Below are 21,104 nucleotides of genomic sequence, written 5' to 3' on the forward strand. Positions count from 1 at the left end.
CGAACCCACAACCCCTTGCGGGGCACCTGATTTCGAGTCAGGCCGCTAACCATTCGCATACCCTCCGAAGCACAACGCCCGATTTCAGGCCGCGTCACAGACCACCTTCACCCTCTCGGCACGCTCGGTCGGACCGCCTTACCGATCAACCGCCAGGACGAAGATAGTTCTGCAAGCGCGATTTGAGGCACGGGCAGCAATAAATCTAGTGTCGGGTCGAGTCGTGTACAAGGTTAGTGCGTTTCGGTTGCCAGCCGACGTCGTACGACGAAAATCTGGCGCACTGCCGAACGCCGCCAGGAATTGGACACGACAGACGACCTAAATTGACGGGATTAATTGCCCCGCTCTTCCGATACATGTGCGTTTGACGTGCGCAATATGACGGCCAGGCACAGATTCTCCGTGCGTCGGAACTACGCCAAATATGCCGCCGCCGGCCCGCCGGCGAGCCTCTTCGGTGACCGCAAAACGGTGTTACGACCCGTACCGGCAGGTTAACCGTGCCGCCGGGCGGGAATCAGTAACGGCCATCCGTGGTGAGCCTCTTGTAAGGGTTCTGGCGCAATGTGCTTACGTGTCGACCACTTAGAAATGCTTCTGGTCTGCGAGGCTCGACCGCCGATATCTCGCTAGTACCGGCCGTGGGGTAATGCTGCACGGTCGGTTGTCCGGCGGAGTCGGTGACTAGCGATGGATCGCAAGCCGTGCGAACGCCCTGACCAAGGCGAGGTCGGGTGTGGGTTCGCTCGGCGGAATGATTCGCAGCAGTTACACGAACCGGCGGACCGCGACGCGGTGCCGGTTGCCTCCAACAATCGGCAACTCATCAACTTATGGCCAAAGAACTGATCCGTGTCGTAACGCGAGCGGCCGATGGATCGATCCGCATCAAGGACTACAGCAAGGAAGATTCTCTTAAGAAACTCCACACGCAGATTGGGGTAGACGACTGCAGCACCGATTTGGGACTGCGCGGATTACCGGTGTTTCGCGGTCTGATTGGGCCGATGCCCGAAGGCAAGAACATCATCCGCTATGAGTCGCCCGAGGTCTTCGAAACTCTGACCAAGGAGTGGAGCACCGCGAAATCGACGCGGCGCTCGCGGCGGCCGAAGATCGTCGAAGACGTCCCGCAGCAATAGTCGGCTATCCTGGGAGTACTGCAATCTGACCATCGCTGCATTCCGCCGCTTCACAGGGCGGGATTGCCGATGGTCAGTTTGTTGATACACCTTCATCTGCAACGCCCGTCAGGCGCGCACGGCGCATTACCGGCGAGCAGCATTCCTCTGCCAGCTGCGTGACGCGCGGGGTGCCTAGCGGCTGAGCGCCGTCGTCGAACCCGTGGTCGGTGATGGCGACGATGACGAAGCGCCCGACAAGGTCGGCGGCGGATCGAGCCGAGCCACGCCCCCCATCGAGCCACTTGTTGGTACGCTCGCCACGACCGACGACGATGCGCCAGGTTGCGGCGGTGACACAGCCACACGGCTGGTAACCTGGTCGTGTACCGTGTGCCAGGTGGTTACCGGCACGTGTACCGTTTCCGTCGTCGGCACGGTTTCGTAGCGTGTGACAGGAACCTGTACGACGTCGCTGTGCGTTTCCCAACGCGTGTACGGGATCGTGCGAGTCGCCAACGTCGGCTGAGCAAAGGGGTTGTATCGCCCTTGCCAGTACGTCTCGGTTCGGTACTCGGTCACGGGAACCGAATACGTCCGCACGACTCCTTGGGTGTCCGTGCGATACTGCCCACGCAGGACAGTCCGAGAACTGGGCTGATACTGCGTCGAGGGTATCTGACGCGGAATCGTGTGATTCGTCTCTTTGTAAGTGACCCCGGAATTCGGGTCTTGATAGTAGCGAACGTCTTGGGCGGTTAAGCCTAGCGGGCTAAGTAAAACCGCCACTAGGGCCGCGGCCCATACAATGCGGCGTTGCATGTTTATGCTCCCGACGTGCCGTGTCGGTGATTCCTTATTGGGTGGGCCTGCCACACCCCTGACGTGGCTTCGCCCGACGTGCTGTCACATTGCCAGCATGCCGATGCGGGTGGGCCCTAGTCCTTTATCGGCACGTTCCGTATAACACCGTTAATCGCGTTTCGCCTGCCGTTCGGACTCTTGTGGAGCGTGCCCTCGGTGATCAGCAAGGAACTCCTCTCGATCTTGGTTTGTCCCGAGGCTCGCACGCCGCTGGAACTCGCGGATCAGACGCTGCTGGCCGCGGTCAATCGTGCTATCAGCGGCGGCCAGGTTCGCAACAAAGGGGGCGAGACCGTGGCTGAAACGCTCGACGCGGCCCTGGTGCGGCAGGATCGGGCCGTGCTCTACCCGATTGTCGACCGCATTCCCATCCTGTTGCTCGATGCAGGCATTGCCTTGGACCAGGGCGACGTGCATTTGGGCGCGCAGCAAAAGCCGTCTTAATCGTGCTACCGCCACGGGCAGCACGATGACCGCGAGTTTATCGGCGAGGCCATCTGAACATGCCTGCAAAGACCATCTTCAAACGGATCATCGACGGCGAGATTCCGGCCGATGTCGTCTACCAGGACGATCGTTGTTTGGCATTTCGCGATGTTTCGCCACAAGCGCCCACGCATATTCTTGTGATCCCGAAGCGCGAAATACCGTCGCTCTCCGACCTGACCGATGACGACGCATTGCTGGCAGGTCACTTGCTGTTGGTCGCGCGGCGCGTAGCGCGGGACCTAAAACTGACGGGTGGTTACCGCGTGGTCATCAATTGTGGGCCGGACGCCGGCCAATCGGTCGACCATTTGCACCTGCACGTTCTGGCAGGTCGACAGCTGACCTGGCCGCCGGGCTGACGCCCACGATTCGCGGCTATCGCAGGAACGACGGCATGGCGCGTCGCACGCGATCCATGATTCCTGGTTTGGTTTCCTCGTCTGTGGCCGTGGCGGGCGTGGCACCCTTGGGCACATAACGAGGCCGCGACGCCACGTTTTGCGACAGCGGCACGTTGGCCACCAGGAATCGTGGCCAATAGCTTTCCAATAGACGCAAGCAATCAGCCAATTGCCGGCTTTCCAGCGTGTAGAAAGCGAAGGTGATCATCTTTTTTAGTTCGCGGATTTCCTGCTCGTCGAATTCGCGCAGCTCGACGTCGTCGATCCAGACCTCGCCCGGCCCGGTCATGTCGAATCGCACGCGGAGGTCGCTCAACTGTTCCGTGGGCAGGTCGCGAATTTCGAATAAATATTGCATCCACTCGGTGCCGATCGTCTGCCCGGTTCCTTGCCCGACCGGCGCGTAACGGTAATAGTCTTGTCCCTTCCATCGCGCGCTGACGGCCAGTCTCAAAGGGGGCTGCCGCGCCGCATCGGCTACGCGCAGCCAGACCAAAACGGACAAATGGCCGCTACGCAAGGGAACAAACGGCGCGCTGATCAGCGAGGCGGCCCCCTGCGTGCTGGCAAATCGCAGGCTCTGGGCCCCGGTTTTCTTCTGTTCGGCATCGAATTCGGCGTACGCGCCGGCTTGCTCGCGCATCTGCCAACCGGGTAGCGGATCGTCCGCGGCGGGCGGCTGCTCGAAGCCGACATTGGCAAGCAGCTTCATTGCGGTCGGCTGCTGCAATAGCGCCACGCGTTCGCCCAAATCGCGAATGCGCAGGTAAAGCTCATTTTCCACGTCTTGGGCGAATGTCACCTGCGGATCTTGCAACTTGACATCCGCGGCCGAAAAACGCCCCGCCAGCAGCTCGAAGGGTTGCAATTCGATGGTCCAAGTCTGCCGCGCGCCGGTCGTCGCGAGCTCCGGTAATTGACGGGACTTTCCGAACCGATCGAGACGCGTGCCCGCGGGGGCCTCGACTTCGACAGTCAATCGCGTCTGCCATGGAGAGTCGTTGGTGAAATACACGAACGTTCCATGCCCATTCGCGTGGCGACGAATTGTGATCGGCTGCGTGGGGCCGTCGATCGTTTCGAAGGCGATTGCTGGCAACTCACGATACGTGGCCACGAGATCGGCGAGCGATTCTTCCTCACCCAGGGGCAACAGCCACCCTCCATCGAACATGGCCTCGGCGTCGAGCGTGGCAATTGCGTGAATAAAGCGTTGGCGATTGAGCGGACCAGACGGCAATGGCTGCCCGACCAACAATGTCTGAGCCCCTTTGAATGGGCTCTTGGCGTCGAACGTCGGCACCCGCAACTGCTGCGGCTCGTGAAAGAACAGCGCCGCGGATACTGCCTGGCCGTGCAGGGCCCGATCCAGCTCCATCGATTGATTCAACTCTAGCCCGACCGCCTGATTCGTGAGCGAGTTCAGCGGTTCGATCCATTGCGGCCGCGTTAGGACGAGGTCGTTGCTGGCTTGATACAGCTTGGGATCGATGCCCAAGGACAGCAGCACTCCTTCGGCGCTAGTGCGTGTGCGCAGGTTGGGCCGTAGTGCCTGTTCGATGTCGGGCCGTTCGAACATGTGCGCACCCAGCAAATACAGTGGCGCCGGTCGGTCGGTCACGCGCGATAGCTCACCGTGCATGCGGACGTGCAATTGGTTCAAGGCCTGGCTACGCCATTCCAGCCAGGGGCCGCGATACTCGGCAGCGATCAACTTGATGCGCGCGTCATGGCTCTCTGGCTCGAGCGGACGGATCCCTTTCTCATGCACGAAGCGATCGACGGTGCGCTGGTCGTAGCCCCAATCCGCGCCCGGTAGCTGGGCGTAGCCATCGGCAGAGAGTTGCACGGCTAGCCCCTGGAACGCTCCGTGATGCTGGTAGCGCTCGCACAATTCGCGCACGACCGCCAGCATAGCGTCCTGCACGCGCACATTTAGTGGATTGTAGTAGGGACCTAGTCCTTTCCGCGTTTCGTGCTCAGCGAGCCAGGGCTTGCCGCCGGCATCGACCGGGGCCACACCGACAGCCTCTTCCTCGTCGCGCCGCTTGAGTGCCTCGAGCTCGGCGAGCGGCGCGGAAAACTGCAAGGCCGGGATCAGCCGCATGCCCTCGCGATCGAACAGTCGGAACAACAGTTCCAGGATGTCTTTACGATAGGGGTCTTGGCCCGACGTGAAGTACGTCCCCGTGTCATAGCGTGGAGTCGGTTCCAAAAGTCGGCTTGGATAAATCGTGCTGCCGTCGGCCAACACGGTCATCACCAGTCCGTTGTAGCCGACGTGTTGCAGATACTCGACAAGGCGGGTCGCGCCTTCGTAGTACGTCACCCAATCGTCCAGTCCGCGACTGCTCCACTCGTCGAAAGCCTCGCTGGCTGAGAAGTTCTCTGGGAACAGCGGACGGTCGTAGAAGCCGGCCAGCAGCCGGTCGCCGACCGGGCCCTTGGCGCCAAACGCATGCGGCAGGAACGTGGGGCGATTCGTATCACGTCCCAGGCCTGAGACTCCTGACGCCTTCGGACCAATCACGCGTATCTTGCCGAACACGGCTCGGGAGCCGTCGCGCTGATTCGTTACCAGCAGCAGAGGAGTCTTAGTGCGCGGCCAGAACGTCACGCGATGCTTCGCCAACCCCGGCTCGTTGCTGGCCGCCTCGTCGGGCAGGCATACTCCCGCATCGATGCCTATCGGCGTGACCTGTCCCGAGGTATTTGGCTCGATGACGCTGATACCCAAAGTTTGAGCGACGTCGGTCGGATACTCGATTTCGACGACGTGCGGTTGTCCGGGCCGGGCGACTGGCAGCGGGAACGCCTCCCAACTTACATTCGGCTCGCGACCGCCGGGGCCCAGTTGAATCAGTTGGCCCAGCGGGTGCTGCCAGGACGTGGCATCACCATTGCCCAAGGGGCCTCGTCGCATGCCAGGGATGAGCGGCACGTTGCCCAACCGTTCCCACCAAGGCGGGCTGGCCGGATCTAGCTCGAACAGCGTTTCTGCCACAGCCGGAAACGGCGCTGCTCCGGCCGGCTGGGGCTGTGAAGCCGCCAGGACCACGACTTGCACTTTGCGTTCTTCGACCGTCTGCTTCCATCCCAAGCGGTTTTGTAGTGCGCGACGATGAACGGCGATGCGCAGATCATAAATCCCTTCGCTGTCGGGTAGCTTCACGGACAGAATGGTCGGCTCGGTTGCGCAGCCATCGGCGGTGAGACTCAACTCGCGTTCGTTCACCCACAGTGGATCCCGCGATGTGCGTGCGGCGAATAGCTGTGACACCAACAGCACCTTGCCACCGATGCCCGGCGGCAGCAGGTGGGGTTCGACTTCGATTTCGGCAACTTCACCGGCCGAGAAGATCACCGAATCTCGCGCCAGCTTGACGCGCAACCGGTCGCCGGGCACGCGGCGAATCAATAGCCGATTGCCCGCCTGATCTAGCGGCGCCGTAAAGACCTCTTGAGAAATTTGCGCGAGCGGAACGTTCAGGTCGACGCCGGTGGGATTCTCACGACTCACCAGCGACACTCGTAATGACGAAGTCAGCGGCGAGGTAACCGTAAAATCTACGCCGTCGTACGCGCGGATGCTGCGTGGTTGAACGTGCAAGATAGCGCCATCGGACCACATTGAGCCCGGTTCGTCGGCTTCAACGCCCAAGGGTATCGGCTCGGCCAATGTGCCTTCGGAGAGCGAGGCCGATCCTTTCCAGTGCTGCCCGCTGCCGCCCCCCCATTCCATCCGCAGCCGTAGGGTTGGTTCATGAGCACGGACACAAAGCGGTCCGACTAGCAGCGTAACGGCGGCCGCGACGAGCGCGATTCCTGCAATGCGGCATGCATTCGTCATTGCAACCAGCGGTGTACTGACCTGCGCTCGCGAGTTTTCGCGACGACTCGAGCGCGCAGCATGCCCCCCGGAAATACCCCAACGGCATTCCGTGGCGGGGCAATCGGCCGAGCGGTTCATTCCACCCGCCGCCGTTTGCCATGCATGCGGACTTCCTTGTCCGATCATCGCACGCTCGAAACTGTTGCTATACCTTGATCAACCCGGTGGGCCTGCATGCGCAATGCACAAGCTCATGTTCGTGCATCGATGAAAGCGCCGTTCGATCGACATGAAGTTGCAGACGACTTCTCACACAAAATTGCCATCGACGCGCCATTGGCGCCACTCGCTGTTGCCGGCGCCGAATTGAGCGACGACGACCTTAGCAATTCATCGGGCGACCGCGCCAGAAAACTTGCTGTAAGTAACAGAGTGGCAAAGAGAAATGGCGTTCCAAGGGCCGCGGATTATAGATTCGCTAGCCGCTTCCACCTATCCCACAATGACGCACGGCCAGGCGAGATTCGGTCTGTCGGCTAGCAGCCTGCGTCGACGGATTTTGCCCGCAACCGCTAGCAACGACCGATGGACGCAGGGAGACAATTCGCAAAGGCAATGTGCAGCGGATCTTTCGCAAGCGGCACGGCGGTTAATCCAAGCCTGCTAGCAGTACGTCCGCTAGCGGAGTTGATGACGTTTCCGACGACGACTGCGCGGACTCTGCCAGCACTTGTTCGAGCAGGTCGACGACCTCGGCACAGCGATCTGCCACGTTGTTCACGTCCCAGCGATCATCTGGTTTGGCGTAGAGTTCGACCGCGGGATCGTGTGTCGCTGCCGCGTCGCCGGTCGCCGTGCCCGGTCTCAACAGATACCAGGCCGGCGTGCGGATGGCGCGATATTTTCCCTCGCCGACCAGGATGGCCCGGTCGCGATACGTCGCCGGCTCGTCACGCACGAGCGACAACAGGCTGCCGCCCGGAGGGTCCGTGCCGAGCGCCGGCAGCGCGAGCCATTCGACCAGCGTCGGCAGCAAATCGTGCGGTTGCACCAGCGCCTGACTGCGATCGCTCGCGCCAACGCCGTCGGGCAGCCTGATAATCCAGGGAACGTGCGCCAATTCGGCATACAGCGAATCGTCGATTGGTCCGATGCGGCGATGTTCGCCCAGGGGGAATCCTCGCGCTGACATCACGGACAACAGAGTACGGTCGTAGATTGGCACTCCCTCCAGCCCTTCGAGTAGCATGCCAAGGCAGATGTCGAGCAACGACACCTGGCCTGCATAGGCGTGCGCAATGGACAAACGCTCGTCGGGATCGTAATTCTCCGGCAGCCATCGACTGGGCACAGCGACATCTGCCAGCGCCGGCGGATCATCCTCGTCGCAGTAGGCGTTGCGGAATTCCAGCGGCGCATCCCACGACGAGCCCAGACTGCCGCAGTGCAACCACAGGCAGAAAGGTTCTGCGGCTGATTCGAGCCACTGTCCTGCCACGGCAAAGAACCTTGCCAGGTTGCTCTGATGAATTTCGTCGACCGGCATCGCAGCGTGATTCAAATCGATGGGAATCACTTCGTCGATCGTCGCAGCCCAAGGCATCTGGGCTACGGTCGGGTCATCGGTGATCAGCGCCGTATGAACGTCGGCCTTATTCAAGCGCTCGATCAGCGTCGGCGCGGTGTGGCCGGCCATGCTTCGCCGCAGAATGTGCGATCCGGACGCCAGCGAAGCATACTGAGCTGCCAGGTCGGGTGATTCGATCAGAGCCTGATCGAATAAAAAACCGTCCGCGGCCAGACGGTCGAAGTTCCGCGTCGAGATCCACGAGTTTCCGTAGCAGCCCAAGTAACCTATGTGCAGCCGATCGATCACCAGGCAGATCGCATTCATGCCGAACGGTTGCCGAGGTATGCCAACGGGACCAAGCCTTTGCGCCGCGCGCCAGCCGCGATTCTACCGAGAATCACCGCCGAGGACACAGGCGCATTCCCGGTAATGACACGTGCCGCCCTCGCGTAGGCCAATGAAAAGCCGCATTGGCTTTCAGCTCGCGACAGCCTGCCGTTAGTTGCGATCGCGCAGGAGTGCCACGAACATTCGTAGCTCTTGCACGTCTTCGCGGAGCTGTTCGAGCTCGAAACGAACGTTCGACAGAGGCGATTCGCTTGCCAAGTGGCGGGCTCGTTCGACCTTGATCTTGGCCAACTCCAGGTCAGCCTTGAGCCGTTCGATTTCCGAGGGACTGACCGTGCCATTGAATTGCAGGTTCGCCCCTTCCGCCTTGGTCAACGATTCCTGCGCACTGCGCAGATCGGACTCGGCGCCCGAGACATAAATCGCGGCGTCGTTCGAGTCATCGTTCTCGGCCAGCTGCACCCGCTCGTGCGCCTCGCGAACATTTTCCTGAATTGCCTGCATGACGCTGGGACGAATCGTGTTCGGTAAACGGCGATTGGTTTCCTGATATTTTTCCAAGGTCGCTTCCATCAGTTTCAGGTAGCCCTTGGCGTAGCGGATGTCGAGCTCTTTTTCCTTGGCTTTTTCTTTCTCTTTGTCGGATTTGTCGGTGGAGGCGTTCTCTTTCTGGTGCGCCGACAACGGGCTGGCGACTTGGATTGCCAGGAAACCGCAGGCCATCAGTCCGGCTACAAAAATCCATCGTCGATTCCACATGGTCTCAACCCTCGATCCGAAATGTGATTGCCGCCAAAGCGGCAGCAAAAATCGCCTTGAAAACCTCGCGGAAATATAGCTTGTAGTTAGCCGCGCGGAGTTGCGCCGGTTTTGACGCCTGGAGCGGTGGCCGGCACCCGTGCCAGGCAAGAAGCCGGCCTCCTTGTCCGACCGCTCGCCCACCGTTACGCTCGACCCCAGTACACGGTGCCCGCGCGGGCCGACGGCCGGATCACCGCACGCTCTGCCATCAATCATCCGCATCCACGACGATAGCCATCAGGGTCTGCCATGAAATTCGCCATTTGCAATGAGACATTCCTGGATTGGCCCTTTGAACGGGCATTTGGCTTCGCCCGCGAATGCGGTTACACGGGCATCGAGATCGCGCCCTTCACGATGGCGACCGATGCCAACGAGATCTCGGCCAGCCGCCGCAGCGAGGTCAGACGTCAGGCCGAGGCGGCCGACCTGCAGGTCGTTGGGCTGCACTGGTTATTGGCCAAGACCTCGGGCTATTACCTCACCAGCCCCGACGACGCGATCCGCCGTAAGACGGCCCAATACGTGCGCGACCTGGCGCACCTATGCCGCGACCTGGGGGGCTCGATCATGGTGTTCGGTTCACCCCAACAGCGCAACTTGCTGCCGGGGGTGACCGAAGAACAGGGGATGGCCTACGCGACCGAAGTATTCCAGGCCGCCATGCCCACGCTCGAAGAATTGGATGTGACGTTGGCCGTCGAACCTTTGGGCCCGGCCGATGGCAACTTCTTACTCACGGCCGACGCCGGCGCGAAGCTGGTAGAAATGGTGGGCTCGCCGCATTGTCGATTGCACCTGGATTGCAAGGCGATGGCCAGCGAAGCACGTCCGATTCCCGAGATCATTCGCCGCCACGCGTCGCTGCTGATGCATTTTCATGCCAACGATGCGAACCTGCTCGGACCGGGATTTGGCACACTCGACTTTGTGCCGATCTTCGAAATGCTCGGCGAGGTCGATTACCGCGGCTGGGTCTCGGTCGAAGTGTTCGACTACAGTCCCGGCGTCGAACGGCTGGCAGGCGAGAGCATCGACTACATGCAACGCTGCGTGGCGGAATTGACCGGCTGAGGTGGGATCGCCACTGGGGATCGCCACTGGGGATCAGAGCTGGATCAGCACTGGGACGCCGATGTCAGCCGGCGCCAACCTTTAGCTCGGCCAGGTGCTGTGCGGTGCCGACCAGCCGGTCCCAGTTATCCGCGATGTATTCCGGTGGTCCACCGATCTGCGCCACAACCTGAGCCACCTGCTCGGTCGGCACCATTTCGATGGCATCCCAGGGACAAACCGTCAGATCGTAAGGGTCGCTCTTCTTACGCGCGATTCGCACGCAGACTTCGCACCCCACGCACCGCTCGATGTCGATTTCGCACCAACTCTGCAGATTGAACATGCCGGGGAACTGTTGCACTTTGACGATGCAATCCACCGGGCAGACCTCTAGGCAAGCCTCGCAACCAGTGCAGTTGTCGGCATTGATGACAGCCAATTCTTTGGGGAGCTTCTTGCGCGGGCCTTGTTTGGCCATGGGGATCAGGTCCTCAAATCTCGATGTCCAGCGGCGGGGGCAGGGGGGCGTGCTCTGCCAAATCGCGGATCGTTTCCACCGTGCCAGCCATCGCCAGCAGCGGTAGACATCCAATCATAGGGACAAATCGGGCGATCGCCAACCGCGCCGTGAGTCGTTCAGGGCAGAAATCGCTTGGCCCGCTGCCGGGCCGACATCCCGCGCGGCGTTATTAGCCGATCGCAACCGCCAGCCACGGAAAGGCTTCTACGCAGCGGCGGCCAGAACTATAATTCTGCCAATGACTTCAATCAAACGACTTGAACGCCATTTGTCGGCGACGGAGACGATCTAGCTTGCGGATCATTCAGTTTCCCCACCCCACCCTGCGGCGCGTATCGAAGCCGCTCCGCCGCGTCGATGACGAATTGCGGCGCATTGTTCGAGAGATGTTCGACGTGATGTACGAGGCCAAGGGCATTGGACTGGCCGCCAACCAGGTCGACCTCCCCTATCGGCTATTCGTCCTCAATCTAATGGGCGATCCGGCCGAGCCTAGTGCCGAGCGCGTGTTCCTGAATCCGGTTTTGAGTCAGCCCAAGGGGTCTGCCGAGTCCGAGGAGGGATGTTTGAGCCTACCCGGCTTATATGCCCCGGTCCGCCGTCCCGAGCAAATAACCATTAGTGCTTACGACCTGGCCGGTAACGAGATCGACGAGACGATCGAGGATTTGTACGCGCGTGCCGCGCAACACGAGACCGATCACTTGAACGGCGTACTGTTCATAGATCGACTAAGTCCGACGGTTCGCTTGGCGATCAAGGATTCGCTGGAAGAGTTCGAAATCGAATTTGCCGACCGCCGCCAGCGCGGTGAGATTCCCGACGACGAGCGCATTTCCGCCCGCCTGGCGGAACTGGAAGAACAGCGCACCTGATTGAAATATTGGGCGGCAGCGAGGATCGGAGCATTTTCCCATCTCCCCTTGCGAGAGAGGGTGATCGGCCGCAGGCCGATCGGGTGAGCGGGGGGAGGCACTCCGACAGTTCACCGGCACCCCACACTTCGCCTTCGGACTGAGAGCAAGCGGCCATGCGACTTGTCATGTTTGGCACCGGACCATTTGCCGCCCCGACGTTTCGCGCGCTGTACGAAACATCTCACCAGGTCGTGGCCTTGGTCACACAACCACCGCGGGTCGTACGCGGCAAAGTCGTGGCAGCAGACAGCCCATTGCGCGACGAGGCAGTCCGACGTGGCACGCCCATTCTCGATCCCGAGGACATCAACACCGCCGAGTCGCAATCGCGACTGGCCGAATGTGATGCCGAGCTGTTCGTGGTGGCCGATTATGGGCAAATCCTTTCGGCCGAGACACTGGGGCTGGCACGGCACGGTGCGATCAACCTGCACGGCTCACTCTTGCCGAAGTACCGCGGCGCGGCTCCGATCAATTGGGCGCTCTACAAAGGAGAAACAGAAACGGGCGTGAGCGTGATTCACATGACGCCGCGTATTGATGCCGGTCCAGTACTGGCTCAAGCCAAGCTCACTATTGACCCCGACGAAACGGCCGTGGAGTTGGAAACGCGGCTGTGCGAACTTGGTGCCCCGCTGGTTTGCCATGTGATCGAGGCGATCGTCGCCGGATCGACCGCTTCGCTACCGCAAGATCTGGCCCTGGCGACCAAGGCCCGCCGACTGCGCAAAACGGACGGCGCGATCGATTGGTCGCGCACACCCGCCGAAATTAAGAATCAGGTGCGGGCACTGCAACCCTGGCCGAGAGCCTACACCGACTGGCTGCGGACCTCGGGCAGCCCGTTGCGTCTGATTATTGGGCAGGCGCAGGCCGTCGAATACATGCAGCCATCTACGTCCTCAAGGGCGAAGGACGCAGAGCCAGGGGAGGTTCTCGTTGCCGACAAGCAGAACTTTTTCATAGCGTCTGGCCATGGCGCGGTGGCGATCTTGCGAATACAACCGGCAGGTCGGCAGATGATGTCCGCCGCCGACTTCCTTCACGGTCATCCGATCCGCGTGGGTGACCGATTGGGTCTAGCGGAAGAGCCGGCGGCATAGCAGTCGTTTGCTGTGCTTCGCGACCGCGACTCAGCTTTTCGCCTCTTGCTGAAATGAGTCGCAATAGCGACCATATCCGCGTTTCTACGGGACCTGGCGCCTCGCTAGTCGCTAGTTATGCTCGGAAGGTTTACAAACGCGGACGGCCGCCGCCAATTCGATATCGATCCCGCGCCTTTCCATCCAATAAAGGCTATGAATTCCAGAACGGGGCCGCTGAGTTTCGGATTCGGGAAGCGGCTAACGTAAGCAGCGCCAATCATCGGGTATACGCGTACGCGATTGTCAGTCGCTGTAATTTGTCCCGGCACCGCGACGAGACGTTGCGTACGGCCGGCACGCGAGCCCCCAGGCCAATATTGCCACCACGACCAAGATCTCGCCGATCCCGAATTGGAACCAGCGGCGGTAGGTGGGCGTGATCGTGGGCATTGATTAATTATAATGCTGTAGCGCCGACGGCGCATATATAAAGCCCCGGGGACGCCCATGTGCCGGGGCTCGATTGCTCGACCTCGTATTACCCGATCTCATTGAGATCGCCGAATTCCGCGTGTTCAGACGCTACCCGCCAGTCGCGGCGTTTGACGAACCACCCATCGGTCCGGAGAATAGATCGCTTCGCTGCGCCGCATCGGGCACTTCTGGGCCGGCGCTGTTGTTTCACGCCTGAGGAGGTCGCGGACCACGATGAATTGGATTGAGCAAGAAGACCCCGAAGTTTGGGCCGCCATCGCTGGCGAGATCAAGCGCCAGGAAGACGGTCTGGAGATGATTGCCAGCGAGAATTACACCAGCCCCGCCGTGATGCAGGCCGTAGGGAGCGTGCTCACGAACAAATACGCCGAGGGGTATCCCGGCCGGCGCTATTATGGCGGCTGCGAGTGGGTCGACGTGGTCGAGGATCTGGCCCGCGATCGCGCGAAGCAACTGTTCGGCGCCGAACACGCCAACGTGCAACCACACTCGGGCAGCCAGGCCAACTTGTGCGTTTACCTGACGGCGCTCGACGTGGGTGACACCGTGCTGGGGCTCGACCTGGCCCATGGTGGTCATCTCACGCACGGTATGAAGCTGAACATTTCGGGCCGGCTCTACCATTTCCATAGTTATGGCGTGCGGCGCGACAATCACCGCATCGACTTCGACCAGGTGGCGGCTCTTGCGCGCGAGCACAAGCCAAAGATGATCGTGGCCGGAGCCAGCGCCTACCCGCGCGAGATTCCGCACGACAAGTTCGCCCAGATCGCCCGCGATTGCGGCGCGAAGCTGTTTGTCGACATGGCACACTACGCGGGCCTGGTGGCGGCCGGTTTGCACAACAGCCCCGTCCCCTTGGCCGATTTTGTGACCACGACCACGCACAAGACACTCCGTGGCCCGCGCGCCGGGTTGACTATGTGCAAGGCCGAGTATGCCAAGGACGTGGATCGCAACGTGTTCCCCGGCATCCAAGGGGGACCATTGATGCACGTCGTGGCAGGCAAAGCCATCTGCTTCGGCGAGGCCCTGCGTCCCGAGTTCAAGCAATACGCGCAGCAGATCATCGACAACGCCAAGGTCCTGGCCGAGGCGCTGTTGGCCGGTGGCGTGCGATTAGTAAGCGGTGGGACCGACAATCATCTGATGCTGGTCGACGTTACGCCACTGGGCCTGGGGGGCAAGAAGGCCGAAGAGACGCTCGATCGTTGCGGTATCACGGTCAACAAGAACATGATTCCCTTCGACGAACGCAAGCCCATGGACCCTTCGGGCATTCGTGTCGGCACGCCGGCGCTGACGACGCGCGGCATGGGCCGGGACGAAATGCGGAAAATCGGCGGCTGGATGATCGACGCGCTCAAAGGGGCTGACGACGCTAGCGCTACGAGCCGGGTGCGCCAGCAGGTGTCGAGCCTGTGCGAGTCGTTCCCGGTGCCAGCCGCGTGCTTGCCCACGGCCTAACCGATATCGCGTTGGGCGACAGTCGATGGATCGCGTGAGTGGGCCCATTCTCGGATCAACCCGCGCGCCGCTATAATCTCGCAACGGCCGACGGGCCGGCCAAGCATCGCCGGACGAGTCCACATCCACACGTGGGAGGGAATCCAACACCGATGGCTGTCGCGCGCAAGAGTCGAATCCTGATTGCCGACGACAATCAGACCAATGTCGAGCTGCTGGAGGTTTATCTCAGCGGCCTGAACTGCGAGATGGCCGTGGCCGTTGACGGCCGCGACACGCTCGAAAAGGTGGCGTCGTTCAAGCCGGATCTAATCCTGCTCGACATCATGATGCCCAAGCTGAGCGGCTTTGAAGTCTGTAAGCAGCTCAAGGGAAGTCCCGATACCAAGGGAATCATGATCCTTATGGTGACGGCGCTGAATGAATTGGGAGACATCGAGCGGGCCGTGAATGCCGGCACCGACGACTTTCTTAGTAAACCGGTCAACAAGCTCGAGCTGTTGAAGCGGGTCGAAATCATGCTCCGGCTCCGCCACGTCGAAGACGAGGTCGAGCGGCTGCGTCGTTATATCGAGGGCATGGAAGACTCGACGGGTCCCGGCGCCTAGGCTGTGCGTCGCCAGAGCGGGTCGCTCGCGAATCGGCGCCGCTTGATTTCACGCGCCGGTCGACTTATCGTGCGGCTGGAGCCTGGCCACGCGACCGTGACTTAGCGGGGCCAGGCCAAGGCTGCTGCCGGTTCTGGCTGGCACTCGCCATCGAGTCACGCCCACTGCTTGGGAAATCCTCTCATGAACGTCCTACTAAGATTTCACTTTCCGTGCCTGCTGCTGGCCCTGTTGATGGCTTTGGTCCCGGTCACTAGCTCGTTAGCCGCGGAGCCGGTCGCGAAAACAAAAAAGGTTCTCTTCATCGGCATCGACGGTTGCCGCTTCGACGCGGTGCAGGCTGCCAACGCGCCGAACCTCGATCGCTTGATGGCGGAAGGATGCTACGACGCGGATTGCCAAATCCTGGGCGATCGTTTCACAGGCAACGACACGATCAGCGGGCCGGGCTGGTCGAGCATTCTGACCGGAGTGTGGGCCGATAAGCACGGGGTGCTCGACAACGATTTCAAAGTTAAACATTACGACCAATACCCGCACTTCTTTGCCCGTCTGAAGGAAGTGCACCCCGCGGCGCAGACGGCGTCGGTGGTAAGTTGGATTCCGATCCAGCAGCACATCGTTAGCGCGGCCGATCAGGCCAAGTTGTATCCGCCCATTGGCAAGGATTACACCGCCTCGGACGTCATGGCTGCCAAGGCCGCTGCCAAGATTCTCACCGAGAGTGATCCAGAGGCTCTCTTCATCTATATCGGCCAGGTCGACGAAACCGGGCATAAAGACGGTTTCCATCCAACGGTGCCCACGTATATCAAGGCCATCGAAAACGCCGATGCCTGCGTGGGGACGGTGCTGGATGCCGTCAAGGCGCGGAAAACGTTCGACAAGGAAGATTGGCTGGTGCTCGTTACCGCGGACCATGGCGGCAAAGGAACCGGTCACGGCGGCGGCCACAATGTGCCCGAGATTCGCAATAGTTTCGTTATCGTCAGTGGGCCGGCTGCCAAGCAGGGACCGCTCGACGAGCAGACGTACCTGGTGGATGTGCCGGTCACGGCACTCGCCCATTTGGGAATCTCGGCCGATCCAAAATGGAATCTCGACGGACATCCGATCGGGCTGAAGGAGAATGCCGCGGCCGCCAAGTAGGCGGCTGGCAGCCCAAAATGTCGAAATGCACGGAAGCGAGTTAACGGGCGCCGGCGGTACTCGACCTGGATCCTGATCGCGCCGCGGAAGTGTTTACCTATGACGATGACAAAACCGGGAGAACAGTAACGTGCTTGTGCATAACGTCTATTTCACATTAAAGGATCCGGCGCCCGAGGCTATTCAGAATTTGATGGCCGAGTGCCGCAAGTATCTGACCGATCACCCGGGCGTGGCCTATTTCGGTGTCGGCACGGTGGTTCCTGATTTAGATCGACCGGTGAACGTGCGCGACTTCCATGTCGGCTTGCACATGGTCTTTGCTGATCGCAAAGCCCACGACGTGTACCAAGTCCACGAACGTCACAAGAGCTTCATCGAGAAGAACAAAGACACCTGGCAGCAGGTGCGGGTCTTCGACAGCGACGTTTAGAAATGATGAATGCGGAATTCAAAAAGATGAATGACGAGCGGGACGGCCGACCCGTAAGGCTCATCGTTCAGCATTTCTCATTCACCATTTGCTTTCACGCCGCGGCGGGCGTTGGTTGATTGCGCCAGCTGGCGGCGTCTTCGCCGTCGAGCCGCAGGGTCAGGCACTTGGCGCTGCCACCGGCCTTTACGAACTCGTCGAGCGGCATCTCACGTGGCGAGAAGCCACGGTCCGATAGCGCGCGATGAAGTTCGGGGCAGCCGGTATTCGTGATCACGGTAGGTCCTACGACCACGGCGTTGCAAGCAAATCGTTGCGCTTCGGCGCGACTGACTGGGACCAACTTCGGCACCAGCTCCTTCAATACCGCGGCACCGTAGGCGTCGAACGCGCCCGGATAATAAATGGCCACGCCGGGCGCGAGAGGGCAGAAGCATGTGTCGAGATGGTAGTAGTAAGGATCGACCAACTCCAGCGGAATCACGCGGCAGCCGAGCCGGGCACCGATCCATTGATGGGCCTGCGCATCGCTGCGCAGACGGTAGCCGGCAAACAGTGTGTCGCCGCAAAACAGCGCGTCCCCCGCGCCTTCGAAATTAAAGCCCGCCGGAATGTGCTCCACGCGAAATTCGTGATCGGTAAGCCAGCCCTCGTCGTGCGGTTCCTCCCCCTGACGCTCGCTGTGCCGAAAGCGCGCCAACAGGGCCACATCGTGATACAACAACGCTGCGTTGGCAGTAAACACAAGGTCCGGCAGGCCCGGCACTGGCGACATCGTGATCACGTCTGCCCCGGCCGATTCGATCGTCGTTTTCAACGATTGCCATTGGGTACAAGCGGCCGCATGATCGCTCGGACGTTCGCGGTGCATCCAGGCGTTGATCTCGTATTCGATTCCGTAAAACTCAGGCGAGCACATCAAGATGCGTGGTTGCGTCATGGTGCGACCTCGCTTTCCATCTCGGCCAGTTCTTGCACCAACGCGCGCAAAAAAGGTTCGACGTCGGTCACGATTCCCACCGTTTGAAACGAACCGCGATCGTTGAGCTTGATCACGGTCGACGGATTGATGTCCGCGCACACGACCTTTACCCAGGCGGGTAGCAAATTCCCCACCGCGATCGAATGCAACGTCGTGGCGACCATCAGACAGAACGTCACGTCGCGACTCTTGGCGCGCATCTGCCGTTGTGCATCCAGGACGTCCGTAATCACCTCGGGCAGCGGGCCATCGTCGCGAATGCTGCCGGCCAGCAGGAAATCAACGTGGTGCCGCACACATTCGTACATGATGCCCGAGGTCAGAAGGCCCGTCGCCACGGCTCGTTCGATGCCACCGGCGCGACGTATGCGATTGATCGCGCGCAGATGGTGTTCATGCCCAGCCTCGGCCGAAGCCCCGTGGCTCAGATGAACTCCCAGGCTGGTGCCGAACAGCGCCTGCTCGATATCGTGCGTGGCCAGCGCGTTGCCGGCGAACAGCACGTCGACATACCCCTCGCGAATCAACTGACAGACATGTTCACCGCTGCCGGTATGGACGATGGCCGGTCCCCCCACCAGCAGCGTTCGTCCGCCGTCGGCGCGAGTACGACTCAGCTCGCGAGCAATCTCACGGATGGCGATGCCCTTGGGCTTCTCTGTCGAGACGCTGCTCCCCATGAATTCGAACATGTGGCGTTGTGCGGTGCGTTCCTGTGGGAAAACCCGCACGCCGGCATGGCCGACGATGATCAGGTCTCCCTTGCGGACGTCTACCATCGGCAGGCAGCGTGCCTGCTTGCGGTCGAGCGAAACAACGAGGCCGCAGTCCATCTCCTGATCGGCGACTTCGGTCCAGTGGCCGTCGAGACGTACTTCCGTGCGTTGATTCGTCGTGCTGTAAAATCCTTCGGGGAAGGCCGAGTCCATGTCGGCCGCTTCCAGGCGGCAATCTTGCCACACCGTGGGAACGGCGCCGTGGTCGCTGATCTGTGCCAGGATGTCCGCCAAACGCACCGCGTCGCCGGCCTGCACTTCCACCAGCGCGTAACTAGGGTCGCTGCGGGCCTGACCAATCGCGATTTGCTTGATGCAGAATGTTCCGCCCAGGCTGGTGATTACGTCCAGCACCTTGGGCAGGATTAAGCTGTCGATGATGTGGCCGCGAATCTCGACTTCTTCGACGAACGCGGCAGTCCCCTGAGGGACTTCATTGATGGCGGTTTTCATACCGGCCCCCAGCAAAGCGTAGGGTGACAACCTGCGAATCGCCAGTCGGAACGACCCGGCCGATTTCGCGCGGGCTTGCGCGCAGAGAAGGGACTGACAGCACGCGCGAGACCCGTTAGGATCAATTCTAGGTTGGCCCGCAGATTTGGGCCATCAGACTCGTATTAATCGCGCCCACCGGAATCGGGCTGGGCGAGCATAACTCGAAGCCCTGCCGACACTTCACAACGGCAAGGGACGCCTCTATACTGCAGCTCAGGCAGCCTTTCAAGATCCCGGGTCCGACCCACTCTGGTGGACCCGTTGTCAACGATAACGTAACCAAGAGCAAGCGTTATGACTGACTCACCGGATACAAACCGCTGGGAAGAATTGGCGAAGGAGCTGGGCGCCGAGGTTAAACCGAGCACGCCACCGCCGAAGCCGGCGGCAGCCCCTCCCGCGGCAGCGCCCCCCCGACGCACGAGCGAGACACCGCGCACGGCGCAGCGGCCGACGGCCGATTGGTCGCACCTGGCGGCCGATCTAGGAGTGACCCCGGCGGCGGCCCCTCCGCGACGTCCGGAACGCACCGTCCCGCCGCGAGCCGTACCTCCCAGAGTCGAACAGGAACGAGTGGACCAGCAACGAGTGGACCAGCAACGAGTGGAATCGGCGCGCAGCGAAGCCTTGCCTGCCGAAGCAGCTCGCCCGGACGCGTCCCGATCCGAAGGGTCGCGATCAGAGCCACCGCGATCAGAACCGTCGCGCTTGGAAACGACCCGCTCCGAATCACCGCGCACCGACGCACCCCGCCGCGAACCACCGCGACGCGACTCATCGCGGCACGATCGTGGGCGAGGCGCTTCAGGGCGATCCAACCGACCGCCTGAGCGTCCGCACGCGCCGCCGGCGCAGCGGGGACCGGTTCCGCGCGCCGAGCATACGAGTCCGCCCGAGCGCGTTCGTACGTCGCCCGAGGACTTTGATGAAGAATTCGCCAGCGACGAAATCGAAGAATTGGTCGATTTCACCTCGACTGATGCACCGGGCGATATCGCCGAAACGGCGTCGGGCGAAGGGGAACGCAAGACAGGCCGTCGACGCCGTCGTCGCCGACGCGGCCGTGGCAAATCGGCAGACAGTTCCCCCAAGGCGCCTCGCGAGCCTGGCAACTGGGATGAAGATTCCGCACCACTATCAGACACGAATGAAGACATAGCCGACGATGAGTTTTCCGCCAGCTCGGAGATAGAGCAACTGGAAGGCGCCGACGAGCCGGCAAGCTCTGGCGAGCGCGGTCCGTCGGAAGAACGTGGGCGTCCACGCCGCCGTCGCCGTCGTCGCGGTGGACGCCGCAACGGCGAGAACAAGGAACCGACCGCCGCGCGACGCGACGAGCCCAGATCGGACGAGGCCCGCTACGAGGATCGCCCGATCGCTGATAAAGAGATTGATGATGATTCCGACGACGATGATTTCGATCTGCCGTTGCACGGTATCCGTGAGCCCGACGATTCCACACTGGACGACCACGACCACGACCACGACCACGACGATGATGACGATCACGATTTGAAGGCCAATCATCGCGGCATTCCCACTTGGGATGAGGCCATCGGTATGATTGTCGGCGCGAATCTCGAAGCCCGCGCGAAGAATCCCGGCGGACAATCCAGTTCGCGAGGCCGCCGTGGCAACGGCCGCGGACGTTCGCACGGACGATAGCCGATGATGGTGGCCGTTGCCCTTACC

At 61.2% G+C, this 21,104-nt stretch carries 19 protein-coding genes; 11 read left to right on the forward strand and 8 right to left on the reverse strand.

All coding sequences use genetic code 11. The features are described 5' to 3' along the window. The first annotated feature begins 836 nt into the window (after positions 1-836). A complete protein-coding gene (locus VGG64_16290; GenBank protein HEY1601163.1) occupies positions 837-1,145 on the forward strand; it encodes a hypothetical protein in 309 nt (102 codons plus the stop codon). Between the two features lie 174 nt (positions 1,146-1,319). On the opposite strand, the gene VGG64_16295 is transcribed toward VGG64_16290, so the two are convergent. Further along, positions 1,320-1,946, reverse strand: coding sequence for a hypothetical protein (locus VGG64_16295; GenBank protein HEY1601164.1), 627 nt, complete (start codon positions 1,944-1,946; stop codon positions 1,320-1,322). 198 nt (positions 1,947-2,144) lie between these two features. Here VGG64_16295 and VGG64_16300 point away from each other — a divergent pair, with 198 nt between their 5' ends. Beyond that, positions 2,145-2,432, forward strand: a complete 288-nt coding sequence (locus VGG64_16300) for a Trm112 family protein (protein HEY1601165.1) — start codon at positions 2,145-2,147, stop codon at positions 2,430-2,432. Between the two features lie 59 nt (positions 2,433-2,491). Then, complete coding sequence (locus VGG64_16305; protein ID HEY1601166.1) at positions 2,492-2,836, forward strand: histidine triad nucleotide-binding protein; 345 nt, start codon at positions 2,492-2,494, stop codon at positions 2,834-2,836. Positions 2,837-2,852: 16 nt separating this feature from the next. Here VGG64_16305 and VGG64_16310 read toward each other — a convergent pair whose 3' ends face one another. The 3 genes from VGG64_16310 to VGG64_16320 form a co-directional block, all read right to left on the reverse strand. Then, positions 2,853-6,728, reverse strand: a complete 3,876-nt coding sequence (locus tag VGG64_16310; GenBank protein ID HEY1601167.1) for a family 10 glycosylhydrolase — start codon at positions 6,726-6,728, stop codon at positions 2,853-2,855. 631 nt (positions 6,729-7,359) lie between these two features. Further along, positions 7,360-8,604: a sulfatase-like hydrolase/transferase gene (locus VGG64_16315; GenBank protein ID HEY1601168.1), complete on the reverse strand. Its 1,245-nt coding sequence runs from the start codon at positions 8,602-8,604 to the stop codon at positions 7,360-7,362. A 174-nt stretch (positions 8,605-8,778) separates the two neighbouring features. Then, the gene (locus VGG64_16320; protein ID HEY1601169.1) at positions 8,779-9,387 is read right to left on the reverse strand and encodes a hypothetical protein; all 609 of its coding nucleotides are present in this window, start codon (positions 9,385-9,387) and stop codon (positions 8,779-8,781) included. Positions 9,388-9,678: 291 nt separating this feature from the next. Here VGG64_16320 and VGG64_16325 point away from each other — a divergent pair, with 291 nt between their 5' ends. Further along, a complete protein-coding gene (locus VGG64_16325) occupies positions 9,679-10,503 on the forward strand; it encodes a sugar phosphate isomerase/epimerase family protein (protein HEY1601170.1) in 825 nt (274 codons plus the stop codon). 64 nt (positions 10,504-10,567) lie between these two features. On the opposite strand, the gene VGG64_16330 is transcribed toward VGG64_16325, so the two are convergent. After that, the gene (locus VGG64_16330) at positions 10,568-10,963 is read right to left on the reverse strand and encodes a 4Fe-4S binding protein (GenBank protein ID HEY1601171.1); all 396 of its coding nucleotides are present in this window, start codon (positions 10,961-10,963) and stop codon (positions 10,568-10,570) included. A 335-nt stretch (positions 10,964-11,298) separates the two neighbouring features. On the opposite strand from VGG64_16330, the gene def reads away from it, so the two are divergent. Both def and fmt read left to right on the forward strand, forming a co-directional pair. Beyond that, on the forward strand, positions 11,299-11,880 hold the full coding sequence (def, locus tag VGG64_16335) for a peptide deformylase (GenBank protein HEY1601172.1): 582 nt from the start codon (positions 11,299-11,301) through the stop codon (positions 11,878-11,880). Between the two features lie 155 nt (positions 11,881-12,035). Then, positions 12,036-13,025, forward strand: coding sequence for a methionyl-tRNA formyltransferase (gene fmt / locus VGG64_16340; GenBank protein HEY1601173.1), 990 nt, complete (start codon positions 12,036-12,038; stop codon positions 13,023-13,025). 285 nt (positions 13,026-13,310) lie between these two features. Here the strand turns inward: fmt and VGG64_16345 are convergent, their stop codons facing one another. Further along, positions 13,311-13,457 carry a hypothetical protein gene (locus VGG64_16345; protein ID HEY1601174.1) on the reverse strand — a complete coding sequence of 49 codons (147 nt, stop codon included), beginning with the start codon at positions 13,455-13,457 and terminating at the stop codon, positions 13,311-13,313. 258 nt (positions 13,458-13,715) lie between these two features. On the opposite strand from VGG64_16345, the gene glyA reads away from it, so the two are divergent. From glyA to VGG64_16365, 4 genes are all read left to right on the forward strand, one after another. Beyond that, the gene (glyA, locus tag VGG64_16350) at positions 13,716-14,969 is read left to right on the forward strand and encodes a serine hydroxymethyltransferase (GenBank protein ID HEY1601175.1); all 1,254 of its coding nucleotides are present in this window, start codon (positions 13,716-13,718) and stop codon (positions 14,967-14,969) included. A 152-nt stretch (positions 14,970-15,121) separates the two neighbouring features. Beyond that, positions 15,122-15,577: a response regulator gene (locus tag VGG64_16355; protein HEY1601176.1), complete on the forward strand. Its 456-nt coding sequence runs from the start codon at positions 15,122-15,124 to the stop codon at positions 15,575-15,577. Positions 15,578-15,760: 183 nt separating this feature from the next. Next, positions 15,761-16,726: an alkaline phosphatase family protein gene (locus tag VGG64_16360; protein HEY1601177.1), complete on the forward strand. Its 966-nt coding sequence runs from the start codon at positions 15,761-15,763 to the stop codon at positions 16,724-16,726. A 130-nt stretch (positions 16,727-16,856) separates the two neighbouring features. Then, a complete protein-coding gene (locus VGG64_16365; GenBank protein ID HEY1601178.1) occupies positions 16,857-17,159 on the forward strand; it encodes a Dabb family protein in 303 nt (100 codons plus the stop codon). Positions 17,160-17,253: 94 nt separating this feature from the next. On the opposite strand, the gene VGG64_16370 is transcribed toward VGG64_16365, so the two are convergent. Together VGG64_16370 and VGG64_16375 are read right to left on the reverse strand one after the other, a co-directional pair. Further along, a complete protein-coding gene (locus tag VGG64_16370; protein HEY1601179.1) occupies positions 17,254-18,099 on the reverse strand; it encodes an arginine deiminase-related protein in 846 nt (281 codons plus the stop codon). Continuing rightward, positions 18,096-19,370, reverse strand: a complete 1,275-nt coding sequence (locus VGG64_16375) for a TIGR00300 family protein (protein ID HEY1601180.1) — start codon at positions 19,368-19,370, stop codon at positions 18,096-18,098. Before VGG64_16375 ends, VGG64_16370 begins: the two co-directional genes overlap by 4 nt. Positions 19,371-19,706: 336 nt before the next feature. Here VGG64_16375 and VGG64_16380 point away from each other — a divergent pair, with 336 nt between their 5' ends. Beyond that, the gene (locus tag VGG64_16380; GenBank protein HEY1601181.1) at positions 19,707-21,077 is read left to right on the forward strand and encodes a hypothetical protein; all 1,371 of its coding nucleotides are present in this window, start codon (positions 19,707-19,709) and stop codon (positions 21,075-21,077) included. Positions 21,078-21,104 lie beyond the last annotated feature (27 nt).

This window comes from Pirellulales bacterium (genome assembly GCA_036490175.1).
In the GTDB taxonomy this organism is placed as follows: Bacteria; Planctomycetota; Planctomycetia; order Pirellulales; family JACPPG01; genus JACPPG01.